This window comes from Mucilaginibacter oryzae (assembly GCF_003148845.1).
GTDB lineage: Bacteria > Bacteroidota > Bacteroidia > Sphingobacteriales > Sphingobacteriaceae > Mucilaginibacter > Mucilaginibacter oryzae.
In genome coordinates, this window is record NZ_QGHA01000010.1 from 47,597 (window position 1) to 64,967 (window position 17,371).

Genomic DNA, 17,371 nt, shown 5'->3' on the forward strand with positions numbered 1-17,371 from the left:
TTTTAATAAGTAATTAGTGAAGTAAGGTGAAGTCGAAAGTTAGAAGTTCTAAGTCAGAAGTCGAAAGTCAGAAGTTTAAAGTTCCTGGGAATTTTCGACTCCTGACTTAGAACTTCTGACTTAGAACTTAGAACTTACAACTTTCGACTTCTGACTTAGAACTTACAAAGAAAATTTGATCCAGCCCTCACCCTCGTAACCGAATATGAATTGTTTAGGGCGGATGATTTCGGCCAGGATCTCAACCGAATCTACAATCCGCGGACCGGGACGGTTAAAATAATGGTTACCATCGGCAATATAAAAACGATCATTTTTTACCGCCTTCAGCGATGCGAAACCAGGACGATCCAAAATCAGGTTAATTTCGCGCATGGTACGTTCAATACCGAAACCGCAGGGCATTAATATGATAATATCGGGGTCTTGCTGTAAAATATCCTCCCATTCAACATAAGGAGAGTGCTTGCCCTGCTGTGCCAAAACGGGGGTACCGCCTGCAATATCCACCAAACCGGGCACCCAGTTACCGGAAATCATCAGCGGATCGAGCCATTCAATACAGGCCACGGTGGGCTTGCTATCCATAAACTTAAGCTTATGTTTAATGATATCTATGCGCTCCTGTAGCTCCTCCAGTAAATCGACTCCGGCCTGCGGTACGTTCAGAGCATTGGCAACATCGGCTATATCTTTAAAAATATCGTCAATACTGTTTGGCTGTAAAGAGAAGATGCGGGCATTCTTGTGTAAATAATTTTCAAGTGCTGCTTCCACGTCTTTCAGTGATACGGCACAAACTTCGCACTGGGCCTGTGTTATTACCACATCCGGGGTAAGCGCCCTGATCTGTTCGCGGTTTGCGGTATAAACCGAAAGCGCGTCGGCCAGGATTTCCTTCACCCTTACATCTATTTCGCCACTGCTTAAACCATCGGCTAAATTCGCTTCGGTACATACCGGCAATTGTTTTACCGATTCCGGGAAATCGCATTCATGCGAACGCCCTACCAGATTTTGTTCCAATCCTAACGCACAAATGATCTCGGTAGCGGCCGGTAATAACGAAACTATTTTTTCTGCTGGCATGTTAACAAATTAAAAGATTGCAAATGTAAGAATTATAGAGGTGCAAATTTCAGATGTGCAGATGTGCAAATTTGAGATGTACAGATTTGAAGGTGATAGCATTCAATGAACGGTTATTACGCTCTAAATACATCCATTTTCGTACCCCTACATCCGCGCACCTGAAAATTTGCACATCTGCACATTAACAACCTATCTTTACGGCGATGATATTTTTAACATTCTTCATCGGGCTTGTAGCTAATTTTATCGGCTATATACCACCCGGCAACATCAACCTAACTTTAGCTCAGATCACTATAAACCGTGGCTTAAAAGAGGCGGTACGTTTTATAACCGCGTTTTCGGCAGTCGAATTTTTCTTCACTTATTTCATCATGCACGCTGCAAGGTGGCTTTCGGGGCAACTGAGCCTTACTACTATTATAGATTGGGTTATGGTAGTACTGTTTGGCGTTATGGGCTATGTTACCTGGATTCATCGCAATAAGCCACCCAAAACAACCTATTCAGAACATGCCAGCATCAAATACGGCATATTGCTTGGCTTTTTAAACCCGATGCAAATCCCTTTCTGGATGGTAACGGGCACCTACCTCATTACCCACGAATGGATTTTGGACGGCCGCGTAGCCCTGGTAATTTTCAGCCTCGGATCGGCCTGCGGCTCATTTTTGTGCCTTTTTCTTTATGCCAAATTCGCCAGGTACATACAACAAAAATTTGCGCTCAGTACCAAGCTTATCAATACCAGTATAGCAGTGCTGTTTTTCGGCTTCGCGATTTATCACATCGTAAAGCAGGCATATCTCACTTTTTCTAAATAAAGGGAGAGATCTATTTCGGGCGTATCACCTGTACGCATGGTATTCCGGATGTTTGTAAATCCTAAAAATCAAGGTTGAGGACATCCACCTTATCCTGCGCCAGCTGCGCCTTCAACTCATCAAGCGAGGCAAATTTCACATCGCCGCGAATGTAGTGATGAAACTCCATGCGGATAGCCTGGTTATAGATTTCTTCGCTGAAGTCAAAAATATTTACCTCGATATTTCGGGTGAGGCCGTTAACCGTTGGGCGGCTGCCTATATAAGCCATTCCCTTGTACTTTTTCCCGGCAACATTAACCTTCACGGCAAAAATACCATCGGATGGAATCAATTTATATTTTTCTTCAACTACGATATTTGCCGTAGGATAGCCTATTTGCCTGCCAATCTGGTCGCCGCGCACTACTTTACCCGTAATAAAAAACGGGTAACCAAGGCAGGTATTAGCCAAGTCGATATCGCCGTTAAGCAGCGCGTTGCGGATGCGTGTTGAGCTGATGGCCACTTCGTTAATATCCTGCTCGGGAATCTCTACCACATCGAAATCGTAAACGGGACCAAGGCGCTGCAAATCTTCCAAACCACCCTGCCGGTCTTTACCAAAACGGTGATCGTAGCCTATCACAATTTTTTTTGTACCTATTTTATTCACCAGCACATCTTTGATGTAGCCTTCGGCTGTCTGGTTAGAAAAATCGCGTGAGAAGGGGGTAATGATCAGGTGGTTAACGCCAAGGCGCTCCATCAGTTCGGCCTTTTCATCAATAGTGGTGATCAGCTTAATACTTTCATCTTCCGGGTGCAGAATCATGCGCGGGTGAGGAAAAAAGGTAAGGATCACCGTTTCGCCGCCAATGCTGTCTGCCAGTTCTTTAATTCCGGCAATGATTTTCTGGTGCCCTATGTGTACCCCGTCAAAGGTACCAATGGTAACCACCGCATTATTTACCGCAGTAAATTCGTTTATATTATTGTAAACCCTCATTATCTGAGTAAAACACAAAATTAATTTTTAGTCGACAGGATTAACAACCGGAGTGTTTACGCTTTGTCAATTTACTTAACAGCGGTTTGCGCATCCGGTGCTTTTAGTGCCCTGATGGTATTTACGAGTTCCATCACCTCCCAGGCATCCTCAATTTTGAAGTTGCCACTGCGCGTACGCCTCAATTTCGACAGGTAAGCCCCGTTGTTTAAAGCCGCGCCAAAATCATTCACCAACGACCGGATATAGGTGCCCTTGCTGCATACCACCCTGAAATCAATTTCGGGCAAATCAATACGGGTAAGCTCAAATTCGGTTATGGTTACATTACGCAGTTTAAGCTCAACGTCTTCGCCGCGGCGCGCCTTTTCGTAAAGCCGCTCGCCGTCAACTTTAATAGCCGAATGGGCGGGCGGGTATTGCTGTATATCGCCGGTAAATTGCCTGCAATTATTACGAAGCATATCTTCGGTAAGTTGGCTGATATCAAAACTTGTATCGGGTTCTGTTTCCATATCATATGATGGCGTGGTTGCACCCATCACCATGGTACCCGTATACTCCTTTTCTTCGGCCTGAAAGGTATCTATCTGCCTGGTCATTTTGCCGGTACAGATAATTAGCAATCCGGTAGCCAGCGGATCGAGCGTGCCGGCATGGCCAACCTTGAGTTTAAGCGGCTTAAACGAGTTGCGAAGTTTGCCTACCACATCAAAGCTGGTCCATTGATAGGGTTTATTAACCAGCAGCAACCGGCCTTCGGCAAATTCATCTATTGTAGTGTATGTGTTCTTCAAATCCTGTTAAATCCGTCCGGCTCTTTTTGCCGGATTTTCACAAAGGTACAATTTCCGCGGTGATTTAACTCAGGCACAGTAAATGGTTAGGCGAATAGATCGGTCGTTATCAGGTTATAAAATTGAGGTCATCAAGCTATAGTTAGTCAAACGTAATGCATCAGAACCTGTAATAGAATTTAGCCATAAGATATCCTGGCAGCAACTTATACTGTTGCATACTGTAACTTAAGGGAGATACGCTTTGAAAGCTCAATGAACGCTGATCGAATATATTTTTTGCTGAAAGATCAAATATGATCTTATCTTTCTTTAAAATGTATCGGGCACTCGCATCTGCAAAAAACAATCCTCTGTACCCCTCGGTACCGGGGAATATATAATGCTCTCCATCAATTTCAAAATTCAATTTTTCGTTACACTTCAAATATAATTTGGCCCGGTTTTCAAAATAACGGTTAGTGTATGTAGCCTGCCTGGCTTCTGATCGTACCTCAAGTCTATTAAATTTAACTATCGAACTTATTGATAGATTTAAGATGCCATCCCAGGCAGATTTATAGCCCAACTCGAGGGTAATATTGTTAATTACAGATCGTGTCAAAACATCCGATGTTTGATCAGATGTTTTGGTATGAATAAAATTAGCATCAATAAATATATTTCCGCTTAGTTTGTCCCAGTATTTTTCGATTCGCGATGAGGCAAAAACTAACCCGTTATTCAATTTAGCATATGGCACCTGTGTAACTATTTCATATAAACTATTGATGTTTAAATTACTTAGATAGTAAGACGCATTGGTACCGTAACTAATAGCTCCGTTATAAAGAAGCATGGCATTAACGTAATCAGCATAATTATAACTCAAAGTAAAATTATGATCGCTTATTTTTTTAAAAACCGCAGTGCCTCCCTGAAGTGTGCGATAATCGGCAATCCAATATGAAGGTAAGAGATCTGAAATTTGCGGGAGCCTGTTAGCAAATCTGTATTGAAAAGCTACACCTCCCTTGTTTCCCGTTTTATAATTGAAAGTTGTACGGCTTTGAATATTGCTATAGGATGTATTAATAACGGAGTTGGCTGTAGTAGTGGTTGTATCAATTTTTAAACTTTCGTAAGCAACTGTAGTGTTATTTGCAATGCTGATTCTGGTATTTAAAATATAGCTATATAAAAAATCAATATATTCCTTTCGGTTTTTTACATTGTAAGCTTTATTAAAGTTGGCTAAATTAAATGCATTAAAGTTTTGCAAGCTGTCAATACCGTATATAAAATCGGTAAAATGATTGCTGATTTCACTATACCCTATATTTAGATGAAAATTATCAGCATTTCTTTTACCAAGCAATCTTAAAACACCATGATATTGCCTGGTTGGCATACCAGAGTTTTGAATGGCACCGTTTGATGCACTTGATTTTACGTTGTTAAAGGTATCTAACGCAAAAGCCTGGCTTAGATACAGCCGCTGAGGGTTATTATTATAATAGTATAAAAACTCAGCATCTAATGCCAGGCTATTGTTTAGCCGCTTTGTAAATTGCAGCCGTTGATTTGTTAATTGTGTTAGCTTATTGAGGGTTTCTCTGATATTTATATCCTGCAAACTGATATTGGCGCCATAATTAACGGCATTCCGTTCGTACTTACCTTCATATACCAATTGAGCATTTTTATCTGGCTTATAAGTACTCTCTATATTGTAACTTTGGTAAAGGCGTTTTTTATTCAGGTTGTTGCTGGTAGCATATCTTACATTACCATTGCTTGTAATATTGATAACATCTGTTAAAATAGCCTGCGTGTTGTTATCGCCAACAATATATAGCGATGGCTTGATTTGCCATTGGGCCCCCGGTTTAATTGCCATATTTAGCGAAGCGGCTCTTGCTTTGTTAAAATTATTACGCTGCAAGTCAATGCCAGGGTAATAATATTCTTTTACACTTGTTATATCCGGAAAAGTAGGGGGATAAAGCTGACTGCCCGAATTACTTGAACGCTGATATTCCGGATGATCCTGCCCTATTATGGAGAATGGGTCCTCGCCTGTATTATTCATCGACCCAAGCAGTATAGCCTTAAACTTAGGTGAAATACCGAGCAGGTTTAACTTGCTGTCATATCTATTATCCGGAATGCCGCCACCTAAATTGATATTACCTTCTGTAACTATTCTGTTTCTGTTTTTTAATTTCAGATTCAACACCTGCATATCGCCCGGTGTAATGCCCGCCAGCACGGAATTGTTATTAAACTTATCAATAACTTCGATTTTATTAATTACACCCGCCGAAAGGTTTTTGGTAAGCATTTTATAATTATCGTCAAAAAGATCTTCCCCTTCTACCATAACCTTATCAATTGGCCTGCTGTTAAATTTGATATTCCCGTTATCATCAACAGTCATGCCTGGCAGTTTTTTAATTATATCCTCAACAGTGGTTTCGTTATTATTACTATAAGCATCCAACAAAAACGAAGTTGTATCACCTTTTTGTACAACTTTTCTGTTAGCTCTTACACTTACTTCCTTTAAAGCTGTACTCGCAGCCTTTAAAACCACATTAAATTGTGCAGGCTGATTGTATTGTATACTTATTGTTCGAGTATCAAACCCCAACGAATTAACCTCTATTGTAACTTCCGACCAGCTTTTATTGTAAGCAAAAGTAAAATCACCGTTATTATCCGGCAACTGATAGCTTGACTGGACTTTTCCCTCATTACTATATTTAATTATAATACTGCCAAAAGTAACCGGCTTTCCAAGGCTATCTGTTAAGTGCCCTTTAAACGTTTTAAATTGCGAAAATGCTTTACTACCAAAACATAAACTAAAAAACAAACATAAAGTTAGCAAGCGCATTGGCGGCAACAGATGTAGGTAAACCTATTAACAACTTTAATTTTAACGGGCGTCTTTAAATTCCATATTAACCAACTTTATAACCTGTATAAATTGCTTGGTGTTTTGTGTTTGCGAACTTGATGCTCTCAACATTTTTCCAATTTCATCGTTTCGTTTCTGTTGTGCGGCTATAAATTCTTTCTGCGTTACAACCTTACCTTCGGGTTGTGGTTTTTTAATTGTCACCTCATCAGCCGATGGTATATTTAATGCTGTTAGTTGTATAACAATTTCCTTAGTATCATCATAAGCCTCCAAAATTAATCCAGGCAAACCACTAAGTTTCCACGGGCCTGCAGGTACCGGGATTTTTTTAGCATACCATGCGGTATAGTTACGCCCTCTAAACTGTCCGATTGCTTTATTTACAGCAAAACCAGATATCGTTTTTTCTTCGGGTTCCAATTTCCATTGAATAGAAGGTAGCGTATCATTCACTACCACGGCAATATTGTAAGCAGATTGCCTTACCGAATAAAATTCAGGACTATTGTAAACGTGATACGAAGTATTTAAAACTGCCGGAGAGTTTATTGGTACTGCCGCCGCATGCTTATAGGCATCCATTAAGTCTTCTTTTCCGGCAATGGCTTTTTTACTAAGTTCGGTTGTATCTTTTTTAAGCGAGATAAATTTGGGGTCCTTCATCTGCGCGGTTGGCAATGTTTCAATATTTAATGATGCCTGTTTGCCAAAGTATAAACTATGCATTTGGATATAGTATTTTTTTGCGGTGTCTTTATCTGATACGGGCACATATGCAACTTTAATTTGATAATCCAGGCGGCCAAGGGCTTTGTCATCGCTTTGAGCTCCGGCATGAACAGCGACTGATAGAAATAAAACGACTAAAGTGAACTTAACAAGATTTAAAAATTTCATAGGGGAAAAATTTGAAAAAAAACAGGTACACGTTTGTTTTTAAACTTAGTGAATAAAATTTATGGGCAAGGTATTTCAGTTACGGTTGTCTCATAAATAGGGAATGTGTTGGTCACGTTGCCATTAGCATCGGTAACAACACCTGTCCCTATTTGTACGGTGCTTACTTTGTAACACTTATCAACTTTAAATATCTTTTTTAAAGTTGTAGCGCTTCCATACTCAATAAACGAGGTGCTCTTACCAATTGCTGTTGGCAATAATACCTGTACGCCATTAATGGTTATTTTTGAATTTGATTTTAGTTTAGCAATGCTCTTTGCGTTTGCAAATGTGCTGATAAATAAACCGATAAGGAATAAGAAGATAATTTTTTTCATAGCTGTAATTTTAAGGCTTTAATTTATTTGTACCTGTTTTTTATAAATATATTTTTATTATTTATAAAAAACAATAAAAACAAAAAATATTTTTTACGCTTTTGTTTTTTAACCTAAAATTTAAAAATTAACCAAAATAAAATTTAAATAAATAAAAAAAAATAAAGAAGCCAAAATTTCCACAAACTACAACATTCTCAATAACTCACAAGCTCATAAACCCCTTAAAACATAACCAAAATCATGAAAAATACTTTTTTTAATAATTTAACAAAACATCCGTTTAACCAAAACGCCATTAAACCCAAATTACGCAATAGATATAAAGTCTGGCATCAATTAATTGACAATCAATGATTTTAGTTGCCTTTTTCTGCTGCTACGCGATAGAAACTAATTGAATATCAATCGTATATAATTTGATTGTTTTTTTATTGCGTAATTTAGGTTAAAAATTACCTTATAACAATGCAGGCAATTACTTGCCGCAAAATGAGTTTGTATTAGCACAAAAAAAGGGCACATATAGCATAACGCTATGTGTGCCCTTTTGGTAAGAAAGAAATATGTGTACTCCTTATACGTTTTGCAACTGGTATCCACTCAACATAAGACCGATGATCACCGCGCCGATTATGATCCGGTACCAACCAAATACTTTGAAGCCCTTGCGCTCAACAAAGGTTATAAAGGTTTTTATAGCCAGCAGGGCTACTATAAAGGCAATAACATTACCTATAGCAAGATACCTGATCTCCTGACCGGTAAAAGCGTGGCCTTCCTTATAAAAGTCGAATAGTTTTTTTCCGGTTGCTGCAAACATGGTTGGCACTGCCAGGAAAAACGAAAACTCCGCGGCGGCAGTACGGTTCAGTTTTTGAGTCATCCCACCCACGATTGTAGCTGCGGAGCGTGAAGTACCGGGAATCATGGCAAGGCATTGAAAGAAGCCTATTTTAAGCGCGGTTAAGTTGCTGATATCTTTTTCTTCTTTAATTACCGGTTTATTAAACCATTTATCAACAAATAACAAAATGATACCGCCTACAAACAAGGTTATACCTACTACATACACGCTCTCTAACAAAGCGTCGATTTTTTTACTGAAAAGCACACCGAAAATTGCAGCGGGAATAAACGCGATAAACAGTTTCAAATAAAAGTTAACGGATTGCAGAAACCTTTTCCAATACAGGATCACCACCGAAAGGATGGCGCCTAATTGTATGGCGATGGTAAAAAGCTTAACAAAAGGATCAGCCGCTATGCCCATTACGGATGAAGCTATGATCATATGCCCGGTTGATGATACGGGCAAAAATTCGGTTATCCCTTCAATAATAGCCAGGATAATCACATGGATGAGTGTCATTAGGGGTTAGGGGTGTTGATTGGGGTATAATATTTATTTGGCAGGCAAATTACCTGCCCCGAAAAGGCAGTTGTTAATATTTATTAATTAGCCGACGGCTTTTTTAAGATGGCGTAAAAACCTAAGCCAAAACCGGCCAAAACCACAATTGGAGCTATAACTATTTTGGTAGTGCTGTAAATATCTGTGGTGCCCGACATCAGTACGAAACCAAAAGCAACAATGGCTACACTGATGATCAGGAACCTGTAATTGCTTTTATCAAATATAAACTGCACCGGTTGTGCAGGCGTTACCGTTTTAGCAGCCTGCGCCGAGGCTGTGGTTTTTATAGTGGCGGTTGGTTTAATTTTTTGTGCCATATCTTTTTAATTAGTGAATTATTGATTTAGTGATTAAAACACCGTTAAAATCTTCTGTTTTTAACCTTATTAGTGGCTAAGCGCAGTTAAAAACCCTTCAGCTTTTACCTTTCGCCTTTAACCTTATTCAGCAGGCTAAGCGCAGTTAAAAACCCTTCAGCTTTCGCCTTTAACCTTACCTGTACAGATCGTATATTTTTAAACGTAAAAATTTGTTAACTGCCAAAAAGGTGCTAAAACCCGAAATAAATATCCCGAGGCCAACTACCCCTAAAAACACTACCCCAAACTCGTAGTAGTTTTGCAGAAACACCAGTTCGGGTACGTTATCATAAGCTATATATAAAGTGCCTATCAGCAAAATAATAGCGATCAGCCCGCCTAACAAGCCGTGCCAGATGCCATATAACAAAAACGGCTTGCGGATAAACCCTTTGGTAGCGCCTACCAGCTGCATTGATTTAATCAGGAAACGCTGTGAATAAATAGCCAGCCTGATGGTATTATTGATCAGGGCCACTGAAAGCACCACAAAAATACCCGCGAAAGTCAGGATGATCAAACTGATGGTAGTTACGTTCTGGTTCATCTGGTCAACCAACGATTGCTGGTATTTTACCTCTTTAATCAAAGGGTTTTTTAACAGTTCGGCCTTAAATTTTTCAATATCCTTGTTATTGGCGTAATCAGCCTTCAAATAGATATCTACCGATTGTGACAGCGGGTTATAACCTAAAAACTTTACAAAGTCTTCACCAAGATCTTTTTGAAGGTTACGGGCAGCCAGTTCTTTGCTCACATACTGGGTTTGCTTTACCATAGGATTGCCATCCAGCTGTTTTTGAAGCTGCAGCACATCGCTTTCGTGAGCGGCATCATCAACAAAAATATTCAGCACAATATTTTCCTTTACGTAGCTCGAGATATTTTTAGCGTAAACCAAAAACAGGCCTAAAAGCCCAACCATTAATAGCACCATGGCTATGCCAAATACAGTTGATATGTATATGGTTTTGGTTTTTTTTGAGGATGCGCTTGCTTCAAATTCTTCCATGTATTTGTTTTAGATATGAGGTTTGAGACATGAGATTTGAGACACGCTGTCTCCTCATGCTTTCATCATACTTGTGCGAAAATAAGAAACCCACCATAAAGGTAAAAGTTTATTGCTTATAATATTGTTTAATTACACCGTAGCTAAACAGATTTAACATTTATTAACACGGCCCGTTTGATTTCTGAACCATGATTTTTGTCTGAACTCAAATTTCAGGAAATTCAAGGAACGATCAGAATACTAAGCAAATTCTATAATTTTTTATAATTCCTTAAAATTCGAGTTCAGGCAATCCACCCAAATCCCAGTTCAAACAAATAAACCATCCAATTCTGATATAAATCTGAAGTACCAAACTTAAACAAAGCGGCATTGCAACTGTTATTCATCATTATGACAAAGCCAGCAAATCAAAAAGACAAACCTTCACCATCAGATACACCGACCGAAAGACCGGCAGATGAAGGGCATAAAAGCAAAGTACGTAAAGAAGATAAGCAATACCACGCAGATAACCCACATGGCGGTGATATAGCTCAAAAACATGAAAAGGAAGAGCAACCGGTACACCCGGTAAAGAGTGTGCCGAAATAAACCCCCTCTAAATCTCCCCCGGAAGGGGAGACTTTTAAAATTCAAATCAAGCCCTCCCTACCGGGGAGGGTTGGATGGGGCCGCTACCTCGCAATCCCCGCCGAGTTAAACTGCAGATCATAAAGTTTACGGTAATGGCCATTTTCAATTTTAAGCAGTTCCTGGTGTGTGCCCGTTTCCATGATCTCGCCATGGTCGAGTACAATAATCCTGTCGGCATTTTGGATGGTGGATAAGCGGTGGGCTATTACTATGGCTGTGCGGCCCTGCATTAGTTTGTTAATGGCATTTTGAATCAGGATTTCGGTTTCGGTATCTACAGACGAAGTAGCTTCATCCAGTACCAGGATAGCCGGATTATATACCAGCGCACGTATAAAGGAAATAAGCTGCGACTGCCCGGCCGACAGCGTTGAACCGCGTTCCATTACATTATAATCATATCCGCCCGGCAGTCGCTCAATAAAATCGTGCGCGCCTACATCTTTGGCGGCGGCTATAATCTCATCGCGGGTGATGGCCGGGTTATTCAAGCTGATATTGTTGGCGATGGTATCGCTAAACAAAAACACATCCTGTATCACAGTGGCTATTTGCGACCGCAGATAGCTTACATCATAATCATGAATATCATGCCCGTCAACTTTCACACAACCCTGCCCTATCTCGTAAAAACGGTTAAGAATATTGATTGTTGATGATTTGCCCGCGCCGGTAGCGCCCACCAATGCAAGTGTTTCGCCGGGTTTGATGTGGAAGCTGATGTTTTTAAGCACCCAGTTATCATCGTTATAGGCAAACCAAACTTTATCAAAACTGATATCGCCCTGCAGCCTGCCGGTGCGTAACGTACCTTTGTTTTCGGCAACCTCATCGGTATCCAGCACTTTAAAAATCCTGTCGGCGCCAACCATACCCATTTGCAGGGTATTAAATTTATCAGCCAGCTGACGGATCGGCCTGAACAGCATATTAAGCAATACGATAAAACTGGTGATCAAACCGGGGGTAATACCTTTACCAGATGCCGTAAGGGCAATCATTTGACTATCCGAGAGCATCCGTTTGCAACCGTACCATACTAACAGCCCCATACAAAGGGCAAACAGGATTTCCACCACCGGGAAAAATATGGAATAATACCAGTTTGAGCGGATGTTGGCATCGCGGTATTTTTCGTTTACGGCTTTAAACTTGCGCATCTCCTGGTCTTCCCGGGCAAAGATCTGGATCACGCTCATTCCCGAGATATGCTCGGCCAAAAAAGTGTTAAGCCTGGCCACCTGGGTGCGCACTTCCTGGAAGGATGATTTGATAGCCTCTTTAAATACATAGGTAGAGGCAAACAAAAACGGCATGGGGATGAGGGTAATCAGCGCCAGTTTCCAGTCCTGCCAAAGCATATAACCAATAACCGCTATTACCAGCAACATATCGCCCATAATAGAGATCAAACCTTCCGAAAATATATCGGCAATGGTTTCCAGGTCAGATACCGTACGGGTAATGAGCATGCCGATGGGCGTACGGTCAAAATATTTCAACCGCAAACTGGTGATATGGTTAAAAATATCTATCCGCAAATCGCGGATCACGTACTGGCCCAGCGCGTTGGTTAAATAAGTTTGATAATACTGGGCTATGGTTTGGATAAACAGCTGACCGATCATCAGCTCCACCATAAATACCAGGCCGTTATAGTCATCGTTCAAAATATTAACATCCAGCGTACGCTGAATAAGAATGGGCTGCAGCAGCGCATTGGCAGCAATAAAAATGGTGAGGAAAGTAGCAATGCCAAACGTTTTGTTGTATGGCTTAACATAGTGCATTACACGGCCCAGCAACCGCCAATCCAAAGCCTTTCCGGTTACGCCCCCCCCGCCCCCTGAAGGGGGTGCCTCTTGTTTGGTTTCTTTTTTTTGTTGTTTTGCCACTATCTCAAATGTAATTATAAATCATAAAATGTTTCCCCCAACTCTCCGCTATTGTTCCCCCTTCAGGGGGTTAGGGGGTTAGGGGGTATGGATATTTCACCTCTGTTAAATACAAACCGCAGGCCGGTACGCTGGTACCCGCGTTTGATCTGTTTTTACTCTCAATAATCTGGCGGATTCCTTCGGGTTTTATTTCGCCCCGGCCAATCATCATCAACGTACCAACAATAGCCCGCACCATATTACGTAAAAACCTGTCGGCAGTAATATGGAATACGATACCATTTTCTGTTATAACCCATTCGGCCCGGCTAATTTTGCAGTTATTGGTTTTTACCTGGGTATTTGATTTGCTGAAACAGCTAAAATCAACATACTGCATCATTGTGGCCGCCGCTTCGTTCATCAAATCCAGGTTGGGCATATCACGCAATTGCCATGAAAAGCCATTCAAAAACGGGTCTTTATTAAAATGGATATGGTACTGATAGGAACGTGCGGTGGCATCAAAGCGTGCGTGCGCGTCGGCGTGTACCGGGATAACGTTTTTGATGGCGATATCATAGGGCAGCAAGGCGTTTAGGCCCCCCCGCCCCCTGAAGGGAGTGCTCTCGAGCGGATTAGTCTCTCCTTCGGCCAAATGGACGTCGAAGTGTGCAAAAAATTCTTTGGCGTGAACGCCCGTATCGGTACGGCCGCAACCGGTTGTTTCTATAGACTGGCGTAGTACGGTGCTCAGGGCTTTGTTTAACAGTTCCTGTACGCTTACCGCGTTTTGCTGCACCTGCCAGCCGTGGTAATTGGTACCGTTATAGGCGAGTTCAATAAAATAGCGTTGTTGGCTCACAATGGCAAAGTTAACAATATGCCGGTGTTACAAACTCATAATTTGGTCATAGTGGCGCGGTGTACTTTAAATACATTTACAGGCAATAAGCAAAACATTTATATTTGCCCATATAATTTTTAACGCCATGCTGCAACGCATTCAAAGTATTTACCTTTTATTTGCCGGCCTTGTGCTGCTTGCCCTGTTCTTTTTCCCGCTTGCCCACAACGTTTATATTGATGATAAGCCATCAAGCATAATGGTTACAGGTATTTACCAGGATGTAAACGGTGTACAACAACACACTCAATCGTTTGTAGCGCTTTCGGTAATTACCGGCATCGTTGCACTTGTTCCACTGGTGATCATTTTCTTATATAAAAACCGCAAACAGCAAATAGCCTTATGTTACAGCGCCATGCTGGTGCTTATTGGTTACAGCTTTTGGATGGCCCAAACCGTTAAAAGCGCGGCAGGCAGCATCACGCTCGATACCCATACGATGGGTATCGGTTTATTTTTAACATCACTAAGCATTGTGCTGATCATCCTGGCCAAAAAAAACATCCAGAAGGATGAAAAACTGGTGCGTTCTGCCGACAGGTTAAGATAAGCTGCGGTAACCAGCTTGCGATAAACCCAGACCAAAAACACCTAAATCAAAGGATCTGTAGTTTCAAAATAGTTGTTGCTCTCATAGAAATTTTCACACGAATTACTTTTAAGCCGGACTCAATTAAACGAATTACACGAATGGTCATCTCTCTATTATCATACCATTCGTGTGATTACGATAATTCGTAACAATTCGTGTGCATTTTTTTTATTCTATATATACCGATAATTTTCGTGCCGGGTTAAAAGCGATCTCCCTGCCTGGCCGATAATAAAGGCATTACCAACATGTAAATTATGGGTAATTATTTAAAACCAGCTGAATTATAGAAACCCATTGCATAAAATTCCCTGTAAACCGAGTGTAAAAACGCCAGTTGGCTACCTGTTTTTTCATCTTAAAACCAGCTACAAGCCCAATATTTACCATTTAAACCGAACAAGAAGAGCGAGATTTATTATCAAACTCGCAATTAAGTTGCTTTTTTTCAGTAATTTAAAACAATTATCGCAATAATCACCACCCCTCCGTTTTAATTTAAGTACAGCTATTGCAATTAAAAATAATAAACACTATCTTTGCGCCCGATTTGGCGATGTTGCCAAATTCGTTATTTTAATTCATGAACAACCCATTTATTGAACTGGGAATCCGTCATGATATTGTTAATGCCATCTCTGAGTTAGGATTTGAAAATCCTACACCAATCCAGGAGCAGTCAATCCCGGTATTGTTAACAGGCAGCAACGATTTTGTCGGATTAGCCCAAACCGGGACCGGAAAAACTGCTGCCTTTGGCCTACCTCTGTTAGAACTGCTTGATTTCGAAGAAAATCATCCACAGGCACTTGTTTTATGCCCCACACGCGAACTTTGTTTACAAATCGCGAACGACATTAAGAACTACTCCAAAAAAATGAGCAACGTACACGTTGTTGCCGTTTATGGCGGAGCAAGCATTATGGATCAGTTACGCCAGATTAAACGCGGCGTACAGATTGTAGTTGCTACACCAGGGCGTATGCTTGATATCATTAACCGTAAGGCTATTGATTTTTCGGCTGTGAAGTATGTAGTATTGGATGAGGCTGATGAAATGCTCAATATGGGCTTTCAGGAAGACATTGATAGTATCTTATCTACCACACCCGAAGAGAAAAAAACCTGGCTGTTCTCGGCCACCATGCCTGCCGAAGTAAGGCGGATCGCTAAAAAATACATGACCGATCCGTTTGAGCTGACCATGGGCGCAAAAAACACCGGCAATGCCAACATTGAGCACGAGTACTATATTGTACGTGCCCGTGATAAATATGCCGCGTTTAAACGCATTGTTGATTTTAACCCTGATATTTTTGGTATCGTATTTTGCCGTACCAAAATTGAAACCCAGGAAATTGCCGAATCGCTGATTAAAGACGGCTACAATGCCGATTCGTTACACGGCGACCTTTCGCAACAACAACGCGATAAAGTGATGAAACGTTACCGTGAGCGCAGCCTGCAGTTGTTAATTGCTACAGATGTTGCCGCCCGTGGTATCGACGTTAACGACGTAACACACGTAATTAACTATTCATTGCCTGACGAGGTTGAAAACTACACCCACCGCAGCGGCCGTACAGCCCGTGCCGGTAAAACCGGTGTATCAATCTCGATAGTTAACGCTAAAGAGTTAGGTAAAATCCGCCAGATTGAGCGTGTTATCGGTAAAAAATTCGTAAAAGCGGAGATTCCAACAGGTTTTGATGTTTGTGAAAAACAACTGTTCTCTATCGTTCACAAAGTACATAACGTAACTGTAAACGAAGAGCAGATTGAACAATACCTGCCGCGCATTTACGATGAGTTTAAAGATATCACCAAAGAGGAGTTTATTAAACGCTTTGCATCTATCGAGTTTAACCGCTTTTTAGATTATTATAAAAACGCGCCCGATCTTAACGCTAACGTTGAAGAAGGCCGTAACCGGTTTGAAGATCGCGGCGAACGCGGCAACGGGGTTAGAGGTAACTATACCCGCCTGTTCATCAACCTTGGTTCGGTTGACGAGTTTAACCGCGGCGATTTGTTAGGTTACATCTGTAACACTACCAAAATAAGTGGCCGCACGGTAGGTAAAATCGACGTTAAAGGTGTTTATTCCTTCTTTGAAGTTCAGAACGAGGATGTTGATAAAGTGATGAGCAGCTTTAAAGATGCAGAATACAAAGGTCGCCCGGTAAGGATAGAAATATCCGGCGAAGGCACCAGCGAACGCCGCGAAGGCGGTTACCGTGGCGGCGACAGGCGCGAGGGCGGCTATCGTGGCGGCGAACGTCGTGAAGGCGGTGGTTACCGCGGCAGCGAACGCCGCGAGCACAATGGCGGTGGATTCCGCGATTTTTCAGGCAAACGCCGTGAAGATCGCCCGGAACGCAAAAGGAGATTTTAATTATCCCCGTATAAAAAACCACCGGGTGGGTTTTAAGTCAGAAGTCGAGAGTCTGGAGTTCAAAGTCAATAACACTTTTAACCTCAGACTTAGAACTTAAGACTTTCGACTTAAAACTCACAGGGTGGTTTTCATGAGCTTCCTTTAGTAAGAAGCATTAGTTTTAGTTTAGTTTTGTTAACAAAGCCTTCAGTACCGCTGCACACGGAAAACGAAGGCTTTTGTTGTTTTATAAAAGTGAGTCACTAAGCTGCTTATCAGCAAACCCAACAATTCAGCTTTCGGCC

Annotated in this window: 15 protein-coding genes; 4 read left to right on the forward strand and 11 right to left on the reverse strand. The window is 41.2% G+C overall.

All coding sequences use genetic code 11. From position 1 onward, the window contains the following. Positions 1–162: 162 nt before the first annotated feature. Positions 163–1,089, reverse strand: a complete 927-nt coding sequence (locus LX99_RS20395; protein WP_109609504.1) for a cobalamin-binding protein — start codon at positions 1,087–1,089, stop codon at positions 163–165. A gap of 206 nt (positions 1,090–1,295) precedes the next feature. On the opposite strand from LX99_RS20395, the gene LX99_RS20400 reads away from it, so the two are divergent. Further along, positions 1,296–1,916, forward strand: coding sequence for a LysE family translocator (locus LX99_RS20400; protein ID WP_109609505.1), 621 nt, complete (start codon positions 1,296–1,298; stop codon positions 1,914–1,916). A gap of 61 nt (positions 1,917–1,977) precedes the next feature. On the opposite strand, the gene LX99_RS20405 is transcribed toward LX99_RS20400, so the two are convergent. The 8 genes from LX99_RS20405 to LX99_RS20440 all read right to left on the reverse strand — a co-directional run bounded on the left by LX99_RS20405 (position 1,978) and on the right by LX99_RS20440 (position 10,671). Next, a complete protein-coding gene (locus LX99_RS20405; RefSeq protein ID WP_109609506.1) occupies positions 1,978–2,904 on the reverse strand; it encodes a bifunctional riboflavin kinase/FAD synthetase in 927 nt (308 codons plus the stop codon). Positions 2,905–2,975: 71 nt separating this feature from the next. Beyond that, a complete protein-coding gene (gene truB, locus LX99_RS20410; protein ID WP_109609507.1) occupies positions 2,976–3,701 on the reverse strand; it encodes a tRNA pseudouridine(55) synthase TruB in 726 nt (241 codons plus the stop codon). 160 nt (positions 3,702–3,861) lie between these two features. Further along, positions 3,862–6,579, reverse strand: coding sequence for a carboxypeptidase-like regulatory domain-containing protein (locus LX99_RS20415; RefSeq protein WP_109609508.1), 2,718 nt, complete (start codon positions 6,577–6,579; stop codon positions 3,862–3,864). A 42-nt stretch (positions 6,580–6,621) separates the two neighbouring features. Next, positions 6,622–7,503, reverse strand: a complete 882-nt coding sequence (locus LX99_RS20420; protein ID WP_109609509.1) for a GLPGLI family protein — start codon at positions 7,501–7,503, stop codon at positions 6,622–6,624. A 59-nt stretch (positions 7,504–7,562) separates the two neighbouring features. Further along, positions 7,563–7,883 (reverse strand): hypothetical protein, encoded by a 321-nt coding sequence (locus LX99_RS20425; protein ID WP_109609510.1) that lies wholly within the window; start codon positions 7,881–7,883, stop codon positions 7,563–7,565. A 577-nt stretch (positions 7,884–8,460) separates the two neighbouring features. Next, entirely contained in the window at positions 8,461–9,255 is a 795-nt protein-coding gene (locus tag LX99_RS20430) for an undecaprenyl-diphosphate phosphatase (protein ID WP_109609511.1), read from the reverse strand. Between the two features lie 83 nt (positions 9,256–9,338). Then, entirely contained in the window at positions 9,339–9,617 is a 279-nt protein-coding gene (locus tag LX99_RS20435) for a DUF3098 domain-containing protein (RefSeq protein WP_022830738.1), read from the reverse strand. A 175-nt stretch (positions 9,618–9,792) separates the two neighbouring features. Next, complete coding sequence (locus LX99_RS20440) at positions 9,793–10,671, reverse strand: cell division protein FtsX (protein WP_109609512.1); 879 nt, start codon at positions 10,669–10,671, stop codon at positions 9,793–9,795. A 396-nt stretch (positions 10,672–11,067) separates the two neighbouring features. Between LX99_RS20440 and LX99_RS20445 the strand changes: the two genes are divergently transcribed. Continuing rightward, positions 11,068–11,268 (forward strand): hypothetical protein, encoded by a 201-nt coding sequence (locus LX99_RS20445; RefSeq protein WP_109609513.1) that lies wholly within the window; start codon positions 11,068–11,070, stop codon positions 11,266–11,268. A gap of 83 nt (positions 11,269–11,351) precedes the next feature. Here LX99_RS20445 and LX99_RS20450 read toward each other — a convergent pair whose 3' ends face one another. After that, entirely contained in the window at positions 11,352–13,100 is a 1,749-nt protein-coding gene (locus LX99_RS20450) for an ABC transporter ATP-binding protein (RefSeq protein WP_109609579.1), read from the reverse strand. Positions 13,101–13,275: 175 nt separating this feature from the next. Further along, positions 13,276–14,055, reverse strand: coding sequence for a tRNA pseudouridine(38-40) synthase TruA (gene truA / locus LX99_RS20455; RefSeq protein WP_170122757.1), 780 nt, complete (start codon positions 14,053–14,055; stop codon positions 13,276–13,278). A gap of 124 nt (positions 14,056–14,179) precedes the next feature. On the opposite strand from truA, the gene LX99_RS20460 reads away from it, so the two are divergent. Together LX99_RS20460 and LX99_RS20465 are read left to right on the forward strand one after the other, a co-directional pair. Beyond that, complete coding sequence (locus tag LX99_RS20460) at positions 14,180–14,647, forward strand: DUF4293 domain-containing protein (protein ID WP_022832725.1); 468 nt, start codon at positions 14,180–14,182, stop codon at positions 14,645–14,647. A 625-nt stretch (positions 14,648–15,272) separates the two neighbouring features. Further along, positions 15,273–17,084, forward strand: coding sequence for a DEAD/DEAH box helicase (locus tag LX99_RS20465; RefSeq protein WP_109609515.1), 1,812 nt, complete (start codon positions 15,273–15,275; stop codon positions 17,082–17,084). Positions 17,085–17,371: the final 287 nt, after the last annotated feature.